The sequence below is a fragment of the Streptomyces sp. NPDC002868 genome (assembly GCF_055563295.1).
In genome coordinates this window covers 52,090-64,602 of sequence record NZ_JBVHDR010000004.1, presented here as the reverse complement: position 1 = coordinate 64,602, position 12,513 = coordinate 52,090, and the positions used below count along the sequence as shown (strand labels likewise).

10 protein-coding genes and 4 tRNA genes are annotated in these 12,513 nt (G+C 69.5%); 7 read left to right on the top strand and 7 right to left on the bottom strand.

The genetic code is table 11. From position 1 onward, the window contains the following. Window positions 1–40: 40 nt before the first annotated feature. Together ACZ3H8_RS14270 and bldC are read left to right on the top strand one after the other, a co-directional pair. Entirely contained in the window at window positions 41–880 is an 840-nt protein-coding gene (locus ACZ3H8_RS14270; protein WP_467401417.1) for a DUF8083 family protein, read from the top strand. A gap of 487 nt (window positions 881–1,367) precedes the next feature. Continuing rightward, complete coding sequence (bldC, locus tag ACZ3H8_RS14265) at window positions 1,368–1,574, top strand: developmental transcriptional regulator BldC (protein WP_003949541.1); 207 nt, start codon at window positions 1,368–1,370, stop codon at window positions 1,572–1,574. Window positions 1,575–1,895: 321 nt separating this feature from the next. Here the strand turns inward: bldC and ACZ3H8_RS14260 are convergent, their stop codons facing one another. From ACZ3H8_RS14260 to ACZ3H8_RS14230, 7 genes are all read right to left on the bottom strand, one after another. Beyond that, window positions 1,896–2,078 carry a DUF6274 family protein gene (locus tag ACZ3H8_RS14260; RefSeq protein WP_467401416.1) on the bottom strand — a complete coding sequence of 61 codons (183 nt, stop codon included), beginning with the start codon at window positions 2,076–2,078 and terminating at the stop codon, window positions 1,896–1,898. A 278-nt stretch (window positions 2,079–2,356) separates the two neighbouring features. After that, window positions 2,357–2,431, bottom strand: a tRNA-Asp gene (locus ACZ3H8_RS14255). A 92-nt stretch (window positions 2,432–2,523) separates the two neighbouring features. Next, window positions 2,524–6,456: an ATP-dependent RNA helicase HrpA gene (hrpA, locus tag ACZ3H8_RS14250; RefSeq protein ID WP_467401413.1), complete on the bottom strand. Its 3,933-nt coding sequence runs from the start codon at window positions 6,454–6,456 to the stop codon at window positions 2,524–2,526. A gap of 142 nt (window positions 6,457–6,598) precedes the next feature. Next, window positions 6,599–6,672: transfer RNA gene (locus ACZ3H8_RS14245), tRNA-Phe, on the bottom strand. Window positions 6,673–6,694: 22 nt separating this feature from the next. Further along, a tRNA-Asp gene (locus tag ACZ3H8_RS14240) sits at window positions 6,695–6,769 on the bottom strand. 39 nt (window positions 6,770–6,808) lie between these two features. Beyond that, window positions 6,809–6,881, bottom strand: a tRNA-Glu gene (locus tag ACZ3H8_RS14235). A gap of 80 nt (window positions 6,882–6,961) precedes the next feature. Continuing rightward, entirely contained in the window at window positions 6,962–8,515 is a 1,554-nt protein-coding gene (locus tag ACZ3H8_RS14230) for a metallophosphoesterase family protein (RefSeq protein ID WP_467401411.1), read from the bottom strand. Window positions 8,516–8,589: 74 nt separating this feature from the next. On the opposite strand from ACZ3H8_RS14230, the gene ACZ3H8_RS14225 reads away from it, so the two are divergent. The 5 genes from ACZ3H8_RS14225 to ACZ3H8_RS14205 form a co-directional block, all read left to right on the top strand. Then, complete coding sequence (locus ACZ3H8_RS14225; protein ID WP_307662497.1) at window positions 8,590–8,940, top strand: metallopeptidase family protein; 351 nt, start codon at window positions 8,590–8,592, stop codon at window positions 8,938–8,940. Beyond that, on the top strand, window positions 8,937–9,428 hold the full coding sequence (crcB, locus tag ACZ3H8_RS14220; RefSeq protein ID WP_467401408.1) for a fluoride efflux transporter CrcB: 492 nt from the start codon (window positions 8,937–8,939) through the stop codon (window positions 9,426–9,428). Before ACZ3H8_RS14225 ends, crcB begins: the two co-directional genes overlap by 4 nt. Continuing rightward, a complete protein-coding gene (locus ACZ3H8_RS14215) occupies window positions 9,425–9,787 on the top strand; it encodes a fluoride efflux transporter FluC (protein WP_467401406.1) in 363 nt (120 codons plus the stop codon). The genes crcB and ACZ3H8_RS14215 overlap by 4 nt, the downstream gene beginning before the upstream one ends. A 70-nt stretch (window positions 9,788–9,857) precedes the next feature. Next, window positions 9,858–10,442 (top strand): hypothetical protein, encoded by a 585-nt coding sequence (locus ACZ3H8_RS14210; RefSeq protein ID WP_467401404.1) that lies wholly within the window; start codon window positions 9,858–9,860, stop codon window positions 10,440–10,442. A 205-nt stretch (window positions 10,443–10,647) separates the two neighbouring features. Further along, a partial coding sequence (locus ACZ3H8_RS14205) for a DEAD/DEAH box helicase (protein WP_467401403.1) occupies window positions 10,648–12,513 on the top strand: 1,866 nt, incomplete at its 3' end.

Below are 12,513 nucleotides of genomic sequence, written 5' to 3'. Positions count from 1 at the left end.
TCACCCCCTGGCGGAGTACTGGCGTGGAAGGATTCGCGGCATGCCAGCGCTGTCCTCGGTCCTCGTCCCGTACGCGGCCTACCTGCGGGTGTACGAGCCGCTGGCGGCCTTTCCCGAGCCGGAGCGGGGCCACTGGGCCCGCTACGCCCGCCGGGAGCACACCCCCACCGCACAGGACGAACTGCGGCGTTCGCTGTCCGACTTGCTGCCCACCCCGCCGGTCCCGGTGCCGGTCCACGAGAGCGGCGACGCCTTTGTCACGGAGGTGGACGGCGTGGTGTGCGTCTGCCCGTGGCGCACCAGGCTGCGCGGCTGGCTGGCCCTGGAGGAGCTGACGGAGCTGTTGCCCACCGCGCTCCTCGACGCGGTGCTGCCGCCGGTGGTGCGCGGGCAGGCGGCCGCGGACTACGAGCAGTGGCGCGAGCGCAACCCGGACGCGCGGCCCTGGATCCGTACGTCGGTCTGGCAGGTGCCGGTGCGCTGGTTCGCGCTCTTCTCGGACGAAGAGCGCGAGTACGAGCCGGCGGGGCCCGCGGCGCCCGTGCTGCGTTACCGGACGCCGATGGTGCAGGCCAGGCGGCGGGTGGCCCGCGTGCTGAAGACGCTGCGAGAGACGATCGACGAGGGACAGCTGACCGAGGGCCTGGTGGACGTGGGGCGGTGGCTGGAGGAGTTCCATCCGCGCTCCCTGGTCGAGCTCGACTACGGCGGCCTGGTGCACGCTCTTGCGGGACCTCAGCTCGCCGAGGACCGCTCGGCGGCGGATCTGGCCGCGGGGATCGAGGCGCTGCGGGCCGGGGACGGCGAGGCCGCGGGCGAGGCGTACGCCCGTCTGGTGGAGCGCTGGCGGGCTGTGAGGGACCTTCAGTTCGCGAACTGAGCGTTTCTGATGGGCATTGAGGATCATCGGGGCCATCGGTCCAGGACGTAGGTTCCGTTCCGGGCCTTTGTCTCAAGCGTGACGGACGGCACTTACTGGGCCCTTGCGCCCATCACCTACCCTCGTGTCAAAATAGGACAAGGAGTCCGGGGAGGACTCCTTCCGTCCAACTAAGGGCGGAAAACTCGGCATTGCACTCTATGGGGGGTCTGGCGACTCCTGGTAGCTCTGTGACTGATCGTCACTGCGGCGTAACTGTCCGTTATGGCATGGTCCATCGGACTTCCGCCGCTGATGAACACCTCAGAGGGCAATTCCGTCGGTTTGGCCGACGTGGCTGGACGGATGGTGTAGTTGTAGTGCCGAGGACAAGCCGTTCGTCCTATAACCGACTCGACCCGCGTCCGCCATTTCGGGCAACGCGGGTCAAGGTGCAGAATTTAGAGGAAAGAACCGAGAAGGTTCGGTTCTCCCGAGGAGGCCGCTCATGACCGCTCGCACCCCTGATGCCGAGCCGCTGCTGACCCCGGCTGAGGTTGCCACGATGTTCCGCGTGGACCCGAAGACGGTCACCCGCTGGGCCAAGGCAGGCAAGCTCACGTCCATCCGCACGCTCGGTGGGCATCGTCGGTATCGCGAGGCAGAGGTCCGCGCACTGCTTGCGGGTATTCCGCAGCAGCGTAGCGAGGCCTGAACACCCCATTGATCGGGCATTTCCGGGACCCCCATCCCGGTAAGCCCGCCTATAGCTCCACATGACGGGCGTCTGCCCCAACGGACTTCGTCATCGATCGCGCTGGACTCCGCCGGGTCCAGCGCGATCTTTTTTGTGCCTGGGGAAAGGCGGGGCGCGGCCGGCCCGGGGAGTGGGCGGAGGTGCGCGGAGGTGCTCAGGGGGTGGTGCAATTGCACATATTAAATTGGCTGGTTGTAGGGAGGGGGTAAGTTCACCGGTTCGGAAAACCCGTTCGGTGACTCCCGTCACATTGCACAACCCTTGCCAAAGCCGAACCTGTCACTCGGTGATGGGGCCTTCGTCCTCGGCGGAGCCGGGTGGGGAGGGTTCCATGGCGAGCCGCTGGAGGCGATGGCAGATGGGGCAGTGACGGGTGAGATGCCGGTAGCCGGATGCTGCGGCCTTCAGATGGGCGCGCAACAGCGCCCTGGTCTCGTGCTGCCTCGCTGCGGACGCCGCCATGCACGTCACCTCCGGTGTGTGCCGTCCTCTTAGTGATTGGGTACCGGCGGCAGATGACGCCGTCAAGACGCCCGGATGGGGAAGGCCGGCGCGTGGGAGGGGTGCGGGCACGGCGAAGGCCCGCGTCCTTGACGGATGCGGGCGTTGTGTGGGGCGGGCGGTCCCGACGGGATTTGCTGTGTCTGATTGCGGCTCCGCCGCGGGCGCGGCCTCGGGCGGCCGTCTCCACGTACGGCGAAGGCCCGCGTCCTTGACGGATGCGGGCCTTCGTATCACTGCGGTCCTGACGGGATTTGAACCCGCGGCCTCCACCTTGACAGGGTGGCGAGCACTCCAAACTGCTCCACAGGACCAGATTTCGCCGCGCTTCTTGCCGTGCGCTGCGAAGCAAGACTGTACAGCAGCTCAGAGGGTCCGGTCGAACTCACTCAAGGCGACGGACGCATTACGGCGCCGCCGCGTCGATCGCCTTCACGATGCGCTTGTCCGAGACCGGGTACGCCGTCCCCAGCGCGTGCGCGAAGTAGCTCACCCGCAGCTCCTCGATCATCCAGCGGATGTCCAGGACCTCCCGCGGGACCGGGCGGCCCTGTGGCATCTGCTCCAGCAGCCAGGCGTACTCGTCCTGCATCTCGTGGACCTTCTCCATGCGCGTCGTGTCGCGCTGGACGTTCGTCGGCATCTGCTGGAGGCGGCGGTCCACCGCGACCAGATAGCGCATGAGGTCCGGGAGCCGCCTCAGGCCGGTCCTGGTGACGAAGCCGGGCGGCATGAGGGCCGCCAGCTGCTCGCGGACGTCCTGGACGTTGGTGACCAGGGCCAGGCTGTTCGTCGCCTTCAGGCGGCGCTCGCAGGCCTGCCAGGCGGCCAGGATCTGCTGGACCTGGTCCACCGTCCGTACCGTCGCGTCGACGAGATCCGCGCGGACCTTGTCGTACAGCTTGCGGAACGACTCCTCGTCCCACGCCGGCCCGCCGTGGTCGGCGATCAGCTTGTCCGCCGCGGCCGAGGCGCAGTCGTCGAAGAGCGCCTGGATCGAGCCGTGCGGATTACGGGACAGGGCCAGCTTCTGCTGGTTGGTGAGCTTGTCCGAGGCGAACTTGGCAGGGTTCACCGGGATGTTGAGCAGGATCAGCTTGCGCGTGCCCTGCCACATCGCCTGCTGCTGCTCGGCCTCGGTGTCGAAGAGGCGTACGGACACGCTCTCACCGGCGTCGACGAGCGCCGGGTACGCCTTGACCGGCTGGCCGGCCCTGCGCGTCTCGAAGACGCGGGACAGCGTGCCGATCGTCCAGTCCGTGAGGCCGGTGCGCTCCAGGGACTGGCCGGCAGGCCCGGACGTGGCGGCCGCGGCGGCCTTCGAGAGGGCCTGGCGCGCCTCCGGCTTGAGCTGGAGCTTCAGCGCCTCCAGGTCCTTGGCCTCCGCGAGCTTCTTGCGCCGCTCGTCGACGATCCGGAACGTGATCTTGAGGTGGTCGGGGACCCGGGACAGATCGAAGTCGTCCGCCGTGACCGGGACGCCGACCATGCGCTGCAGCTCGCGCGCGAGGGTGACGGGCATCGGCTCCTGGAGCGGCACAGCCCGCTCCAGGAACGCCTTCGCATAGTTCGGGGCGGGGACGTAGTGCCGGCGGATCGGCTTGGGGAGGGAGCGGATCAGCTCCATCACCACCTCCTCGCGCAGCCCCGGGATCTGCCAGTCGAAGCCCTCGCTCGTAACCTGGTTCAGCACCTGGAGCGGGATGTGGACGGTCACACCGTCCGCGTCCGCGCCCGGCTCGAACTGGTACGTCACCCGGAACTTCAGCCCGCCCTGCCGCCAGGAGTCCGGATAGTCGTCCTTGGTGACCTGCCCGGCCTTCTCGTTGATGAGCATCTCGCGCTCGAAATCGAGGAGTTCGGGCTCGTCCCGGCGCTTGTGCTTCCACCAGGAGTCGAAGTGCGCGCCCGAGACCACGTGTTCGGGCACTCGCTGGTCGTAGAAGTCGAAGAGCGTCTCGTCGTCCACGAGGATGTCGCGGCGCCGCGCCCGGTGCTCCAACTCCTCGACCTCGGTGAGGAGTTTGCGGTTGTCGGCGAAGAACTTGTGGTGTGTACGCCAGTCGCCCTCGACCAGCGCGTTACGGAGGAAGAGCTCGCGGGACGTCTCCGGGTCGATGCGCCCGTAGTTCACCTTGCGCTGGGCGACGATCGGCACGCCGTACAGCGTGACCCGCTCGTACGCCATCACCGCCGCCTGGTCCTTCTCCCAGTGCGGCTCGCTGTAGGTGCGCTTGATCAGATGCCCGGCGAGCGGCTCGATCCACTCGGGCTCCACCTTGGCGTTGACGCGGGCCCACAGCCGTGACGTCTCGACGAGCTCCGCCGACATGATGAAGCGCGGGGGCTTCTTGAAGAGCGCCGAGCCGGGGAAGACCGCGAACTTGGCGCTGCGGGCGCCCAGATACTCGTTCTTGTCGGTGTCCTTGAGGCCGATGTGCGAGAGCAGGCCCGCCAGCAGCGAGGTGTGGACGGACTGCTCGGGAGCGACCGTGTCCGCCGAGGGCTCCTCGAGATGTAGGCCCATCTGCTTGGCGACCGTACGCAGCTGCGCATAAATGTCCTGCCACTCGCGGATGCGCAGGAAGTTCAGGTACTCCTGCTTGCACATGCGGCGGAAGCTGGAGGATCCGCGCTCCTTCTGCTGCTCGCGGATGTAGCGCCAGAGGTTGAGGTACGCGAGGAAGTCGGAGGTCTCGTCCTTGAACCGGGCGTGCTGCTGGTCGGCCTGCGTCTGCTTGTCGGCGGGCCGCTCGCGCGGGTCCTGGATGGAGAGCGCGGCAGCGATCACCATGACTTCGCGTACGCAGCCGTTCTTGTCGGCCTCGATGACCATACGGGCCAGGCGCGGGTCGACCGGGAGCTGGGAGAGCTTGCGGCCGAGCTGCGTGAGCTTCTTCTTGGGATCTTTCTGGGCCGGGTCGAAGGCGCCCAGTTCCTGGAGGAGTTGGACGCCATCGCGGATATTGCGGTGGTCCGGCGGGTCGATGAAAGGGAACTTCTCGATGTCGCCGAGCCCGGCGGCGGTCATCTGGAGGATGACGGAGGCGAGATTCGTACGCAGGATCTCGGCGTCCGTGAACTCGGGACGGGAGTCGAAGTCGTCCTCGGAGTACAGCCGGATGCAGATGCCGTCGGACGTACGGCCGCAGCGGCCCTTGCGCTGGTTGGCGCTGGCCTGGCTGATCCGCTCGATGGGGAGGCGCTGGACCTTGGTGCGGTGGCTGTAGCGGGAGATACGGGCGGTGCCCGGGTCGATCACGTACTTGATGCCGGGGACGGTCAGCGAGGTCTCGGCGACGTTCGTGGCGAGGACGATGCGGCGGCCGGTGTGCGGCTGGAAGACGCGGTGCTGCTCGGCGTGAGAGAGCCGTGCGTAGAGGGGGAGTACCTCTGTGAAGCGGTACTGCTTCTTGTTGAGCGCGTCCGCGGTGTCGCGGATCTCGCGCTCGCCGGAGAGGAAAACGAGGATGTCGCCCTTGCCCTCGCCCTGGAGCTCCTCGACGGCGTCGCAGATGGCGGTGATCTGGTCGCGGTCGCTGTCCTCGCTGTCGTCCTCGAGGAGGGGGCGGTAGCGCACCTCTACGGGGTACGTACGGCCGCTGACCTCGACGATCGGGGCGGCGCCGAAGTGGCGGGAGAAGCGCTCCGGGTCGATCGTCGCGGAGGTGATGATCACCTTGAGGTCGGGGCGTCTGGGCAGCAGCTGGGCGAGATAGCCGAGCAGGAAGTCGATGTTGAGGGAACGCTCGTGGGCCTCGTCGATGATGATCGTGTCGTACGCGCGCAGCTCGCGGTCCGTCTGGATCTCGGCGAGGAGGATGCCGTCGGTCATCAGCTTGACGAAGGTGTCGCCGCCGACCTGGTCCGTGAACCGGACCTTCCAGCCGACCGCCTCGCCGAGGGGGGTGCGGAGCTCTTCCGCGACACGTTCGGCGACGGTGCGGGCGGCGATCCTTCGCGGTTGCGTGTGGCCGATCATGCCGCGTACGCCGCGGCCCAGCTCCAGGCAGATCTTCGGGATCTGGGTGGTCTTGCCCGAGCCGGTCTCGCCCGCGACGATCACGACCTGGTGGTCCCGTATCGCCTCGAGGATCTCGTCCCTCCGCTGGCTGACCGGCAGCTGCTCGGGGTACGTGACCTCGGGCATCCGGTCGGCCCGCCGGGCCGTGCGGGCCGCGGACTGCTCGGCTTCGGCGGCGATCTCATTGAGGATGGCCTGCCGCGCCTCGGGCTTACGGATACGGCGGGCGCCTTCGAGACGGCGGCCGAGCCGGTGGGCGTCGCGCAGGGACGCCCCGGCCAGCAGGGTCTGAAGGTCGGCGAAGGAAGTAGACATACGGATCCCAGGATCGCACCCCCGGGAAAGCGCTGGCGAACACATTTCCACCAAGCCCTGGACCGGACGGGCCCCGCTGGGTGTCGGCGACCAGGGGGTATGGCGAAAGCCCCGGTCCGTGGGGGCCGGAGCTTTCGGGTTGTGGCTGGGGCCGGGGTCGAACCGGCGACCTATCGCTTTTCAGGCGATCGCTCGTACCAACTGAGCTACCCAGCCACGCGGCCTTCGACAGCCGCAGCGGTCCTGACGGGATTTGAACCCGCGGCCTCCACCTTGACAGGGTGGCGAGCACTCCAAGCTGCTCCACAGGACCAAGCAATGTGCGAGCACAAGTCTCGCACACGGTGATGCGTGCCCCCAACGGGATTCGAACCCGTGCTACCGCCTTGAAAGGGCGGCGTCCTGGGCCACTAGACGATGAGGGCTAAGGGCCCACCTGGGCGCTTCGCAGCGCGTCGGGGACGTGAGAAGCATATGGGATGCGGGGAGCTATCGCCAAAACGGTTTACCGGCGGTGGGAGGGGGTGCCGGAGGGAGGGCTCGGGGACGGGGTCGCCCCGGGGGCGTTCTCGTCCGGGAGGTGGCGGCTGACCTCGGCCGTCGTCAGGCCCAGGCCGCCCAGCGTGATCTCGTCCCACGCCTGCAGCCGTCTGGTCGTACGGTCCAGATAGAGGACCGACGCCCGCACCTTCTCCGGCTTCTGGTTCTGCAGCGCGCGCAGCCCCCCGCCGCCCGTCGAGCCCTCGACCTTCAGGCGCGTGCCCTGTCCGAGTACCTCCGTCTCGCGGTGGTGGACATGGCCCGCCAGGACCAGCGGGACCTCGCCGTCCGTCTCGCGCGCCGCGACCGGGTTGTGGGCGATCGCGATGTCGACGGGCGTGCCCGCGCGGGTCTGGTCGCGCAGGGCGGAGGCGAGGCGGATGCCCGCCATGCGTTCGGCCGGGTCGCCCTGGGCGACGACCGAGCGGTCGGGGGTGAACTGGGGGTCGCCGATGCCCGCGATGCGCAGGCCGGCGACGGTGACGGCCCGGCCGCCGTCCAGGACGTGCACGTTCTTCAGGCGGGAGAGATACGCCTGGGTGGTGCCGGAGTCGTGGTTGCCGCGGACCCAGACGTAGGGCGCGCCCAGGTCGGGGATCGGGTCGAGGAAGCCGTTCTCGGCGGCGGTGCCGTGGTCCATCGTGTCGCCGGAGTCGATGATCACGTCGATTCCGTACTGCTCGACGAGCGAGCCGATGATGTGCCACGACGCCGGGTTGAGGTGGATGTCGGAGACGTGCAGCACCCGCATCGTGCGGGGGTCCGGCTGGTAGGTGGGGAGGGTCGAGGTCGCCTCGTACAGCTTGGTGACATTGGTGACCAGGCGCGCCAACTCCTGCTGGTAGACGTCGAATTCGGTGACGATGGAGCGCGCGTTGCCGACGACCGAGGGGGCGCTGGAGAGCAGTCCGGAGAACTTCGGCTCCAGGACGGACTTCGGGTTCCACGTCGCGTACGCGGAGATACCGGAGGCGGTCAGGAGGGCCAGCGCGAGGCCGCCCGCCGCGAGGGCCCGGCGTGGGCGCCGGTAGACGGCGAGGCCTAGGGCGGTCGCGCCGGAGACGACGGCGACGCAGGAGCGTACGGCCAGTTCGGTGGTCCCGTCCGTCACGTCGTGGGCGACCTCGTCCTGGAGGCCGGAGAGGCGTTCGGGGTGCTCGACCAGGGCCTGGGAGCGGACCGGGTCGAGCTGGTCGACGTCGACGTCGAGTCGGATGGGTGCGACATGGGAGTCGAGCTCCAGGGCGCCCAGCGGCGAGACGTTGATCTTTGTGCCGCCGGACAGGGACGGGCGCAGGGTCATGCTCGTGTCCATCGGGCCGACCGGCGTACGGACGCTGCCGACGATCAGCAGGCCGAGCCAGGCGCCGAGGAGGACCACGGCGGCAAGGCCCAGCGCGCGGGCCCAGGGGTGCGGGGTGTGGACGAGGGTGCTGGTGGGGCTGGTGTTGCGTGAGCGGTAGTGGTGCTGGAGCCGGGTGAGCGCGGCTCGGATCCGTTCCGGGGCTTCGCGGGCCATTGGTCCCGTATGCCCAGCCCGGCGGGCGGCCATGCCGGGGCGACCGGTCGGGCGCCGTACGTGACAATGGCCAGGTGCTGGAGATGACGCGCGAGGAGTTCGAGGAACTGGTCGCCGAAGCGCTGGACAGGATCCCGCCGGAGCTGACGCGGCTCATGGACAACGTCGCGGTGTTCGTCGAGGACGAGCCCACCGCCGACGACCCCGAGCTGCTCGGGCTCTACGAGGGGACTCCGCTCACCGATCGCGGCGAGTGGTACGCGGGCGTGCTGCCGGACCGGATCACCATCTACCGCGGGCCGACGCTGCGGATGTGCGAGACCCGCGAGGACGTGGTCGCGGAGACCGAGATCACCGTGGTGCACGAGATCGCCCATCACTTCGGGATCGACGACGAGCGGCTGCACGCGCTGGGGTACGGGTGACAAGTCCGGGCGGCCCGCCGCCGGAGGCGATCGATCCGGATGTCGATCTGCATGTGCCCGCGCAGCGCGCCGAGACCGCGGGCAGCCACAAGTGGCCGGTGCTCGCGGCGATCTCGACGGGCGGCGCGGTGGGGGCGACGGCGCGGTACGCCGCCTTGGTGCTGTGGCCCGCGGCACCGGGCGCGTTCCCGTGGGCGACCTTCTGGGTCAATGTGCTGGGCTGCGCGCTGATCGGGGTGCTGATGGTGCTGGTCAGCGAGGGCGGCCGGAGCGCGCATCCGCTGGTGCGGCCGTTCCTCGGAGTCGGGGTGCTCGGCGGGTTCACGACCTTCTCGACATACGCGCTCGACTTCTCCGAGCTCCTCGAGCGTGAGGAGGCGGACACCGCGATGGCGTATGCGGCCGGGACCGTCGTGGGCGCGATGGCCGCGGTGTGGCTGGCCGCCTCGGCGACCAGGGCGGTCCTGACCAGAGGGGCCGCGCGGTGAACTGGCTGCTGGTGGTGGTGGGCGCGGCGGTCGGCGCGCCCCTGCGGTATCTGACGGACCGTGCGGTGCAGACGCGCCACGACTCGGTGTTCCCGTGGGGGACCTTCGTCGTCAACGCGGCCGGGAGCCTGGTGCTGGGCGCGCTCTCGGGGGCGGCGGTGACCTCGGGGACGTACGCCCTCCTCGGTACGGGTCTGTGCGGGGCGCTCACCACGTACTCGACGTTTTCGTACGAGACGCTGCGGCTGGCCGAGCGCGGGTGGATATTCCTGGCGGCGGCGAATGTGGGCGCGTCGCTGCTGGTGGGGCTCGGATCGGTGTTCATGGGCGCGGAATTGGCGCGCGGGCTCGTGGCGTAGGGGGAGTACAAGGGCGCGTTCCTTGTGGGGCGCCGGGGCGTGTCCCTTGTGGGGCACAGGGAGTTGGGCAGTGAAACCCGCGTCCTGTGCCCTGGAGGTGCCGCCCGTGCGCCAGCTGTCCGCACCCGGCCGTTTGGCTGTCGTGATCGCCGCTTCGCTGGCGATCACGGCCTCGGCAGGCTGTATGAGCGTGAGCGACGACGAGGGTGGGAAACCGCCACCCCGGACGACCACGGACCGGCGTGGGGCGGTGGCCGAGCCGGACGGCGGGCGGGCGGCGCCGGGCGGGCACCGGGCGCGCGGCGAGCACGGCGAGCCGGACAAGGCCGGCAAGGAGAGTGCGGACGGCAAGGGCGCGTCACCGAGCCCGAGCGGTACCGCGAAGCCCGCGGCGAAGCCCGCGCGGGGCGGGCAGAAGCCGCAGCCGCCGCGGGATCCCCAGCCGACCGGAGGTGGAGCGTCCCCGTCCGAACAGCCGCCGCAGCCGACGCCGTCCGAGCCGCCACCGGTGAGTCCAACGCCACAGCCGAGCGAGCCGTCCGATCCGCCGCCGGCGTCGTCCGCTCCTGAGGTGCACGCGGGGGCAATACAAGGGGCCGACGGGCAGGGAATGTATACGGAACCGTCGGCGTCACCGCAGGTGGGGCCCATGTAACGGGGGTCACTTGGGCCGGGTTTGCCTTTAGTGGGGGAGGGTGCGTATGGTGGTAGATCGTTTGATCCCATTGCCTGGCGCCGACACAGAAGAGCGCCGCGTGGCGCGTACTCTCCCTAGCCGTGGCTGACCGCATTGAGGCGGTCGAATTGCGAATCACGGAGTTTGGGCGCGTGCCGAGACTCCGGAAGGTTTCGCATTTCGCATGTCCACTTTCAGTACTGATCACGCCGTCATGCCCGAGAACGACGAGGCCGTGGCGGCTTCCGCTGCCGAGGCCCTGGACGCCGTCGAGGCTGTCGAGTCCGACGAGGTCGCTGACACCGAGGCCGCTGAGCCGACTGTCACCTTCGCCGACCTGGGCCTGCCCGAGGGCGTCGTCCGCAAGCTCGCGCAGAACGGCGTCACCACGCCCTTCCCGATCCAGGCCGCGACCATCCCGGACGCCCTGGCCGGCAAGGACATCCTGGGCCGCGGCCGCACCGGCTCCGGCAAGACCCTCTCCTTCGGCCTCCCGCTGCTCGCCACCCTGGCCGGCGGCCACACCGACAAGAAGAAGCCCCGCGGCATCATCCTCACCCCGACCCGTGAGCTCGCGATGCAGGTCGCGGACGCTCTCCAGCCGTACGGCGATGTGCTCGGCCTGAAGATGAAGGTCGTCTGTGGCGGTACGTCCATGGGCAACCAGATCTACGCGCTCGAGCGCGGCGTCGACGTACTCGTCGCCACCCCGGGCCGACTGCGCGACATCATCAACCGCGGTGCCTGCTCGCTCGAGAACGTCCAGGTCGCGATCCTCGACGAGGCCGACCAGATGTCCGACCTGGGCTTCCTGCCCGAGGTCACCGAGCTGTTCGACCAGATCCCGGCCGGCGGCCAGCGGATGCTCTTCTCCGCCACCATGGAGAACGAGATCGGCACGCTCGTCCGCCGCTACCTGGTCAACCCGGTCAGCCACGAGGTCGACAGCGCCCAGGGCAACGTCACGACCATGACGCACCACGTGCTCGTCGTGAAGCCGAAGGACAAGGCGCCGGTCACCGCTGCGATTGCCGCCCGCAAGGGCCGCACCATCATCTTCGTACGCACCCAGCTGGGCGCGGACCGCATCGCGGAGCAGCTGTGCGACTCGGGCGTGAAGGCCGACGCGCTGCACGGCGGCATGACGCAGGGTGCTCGTACCCGCGTCCTCGAGGACTTCAAGAAGGGCTACGTCAACGCGCTCGTCGCGACCGACGTCGCCGCCCGCGGTATCCACGTCGACGGCATCGACCTGGTCCTGAACGTGGACCCGGCCGGCGACCACAAGGACTACCTGCACCGTTCGGGCCGTACGGCTCGCGCCGGCCGGTCCGGTGTTGTCGTCTCCCTCTCGCTGCCGCACCAGCGCCGCCAGATCTTCCGTCTGATGGAGGACGCGGGCGTCGACGCCTCGCGCCACATCGTGGCCGGAGCGGGCGCGTTCGACCCGGAGGTCGCCGAGATCACCGGCGCGCGTTCGCTGACCGAGGTCCAGGCCGACTCCGCGAACAACGCCGCCAAGCAGGCGGAGCGCGAGGTCGTCGACCTGACCAAGCAGCTCGAGCGCGTGCAGCGCCGTGCGGCCGAACTCCGCGAGGAGGCCGACCGCCTGGTGGCGCGCGCGGCGCGCGAGCGCGGCGACGACCCGGAGACGGCCGTGGCCGAGGTGACGGCTGTCGCCGAGGCCGAGGTCGAGGCCGCGGTGGCCGCGGCGTCGGTGCCGGAGCAGGCGACGGAGCGTCGCGAGGAGCGTCGTGACGACCGCGGCAACTTCGAGCGCCGCGGCGGCGACCGGGGTGACCGCGGTGGCTTCCGTCGTGACAACGACCGTCCGTCGGGCGGTTTCCGCCGTGACAATGACCGTCGTGACGGCGACCGTGGTGGCCGTTCGTTCGAGCGTCGTGACGACCGCGGCGGTTTCCGTCGTGACAACGACCGTCCGTCGTCGGGTGGCTTCCGCCGTGACAATGACCGTCGTGACGGCGACCGTGGTGGCCGTTCGTTCGAGCGTCGTGACGACCGCGGCGGTTTCCGTCGTGACAACGACCGT

Excerpts from the sequence above, each read along its gene's own strand:
- ACZ3H8_RS14270 (WP_467401417.1), top strand. The coding sequence starts at position 41 with ATGCCAGCGCTGTCCTCGGTCCTCGTCCCGTACGCGGCCTACCTGCGG.
- hrpA (WP_467401413.1), bottom strand. The coding sequence starts at position 6,456 with ATGTCTACTTCCTTCGCCGACCTTCAGACCCTGCTGGCCGGGGCGTCC.
- ACZ3H8_RS14260 (WP_467401416.1), bottom strand. The coding sequence starts at position 2,078 with ATGGCGGCGTCCGCAGCGAGGCAGCACGAGACCAGGGCGCTGTTGCGC.
- bldC (WP_003949541.1), top strand. The coding sequence starts at position 1,368 with ATGACCGCTCGCACCCCTGATGCCGAGCCGCTGCTGACCCCGGCTGAG.
- ACZ3H8_RS14230 (WP_467401411.1), bottom strand. The coding sequence starts at position 8,515 with ATGGCCCGCGAAGCCCCGGAACGGATCCGAGCCGCGCTCACCCGGCTC.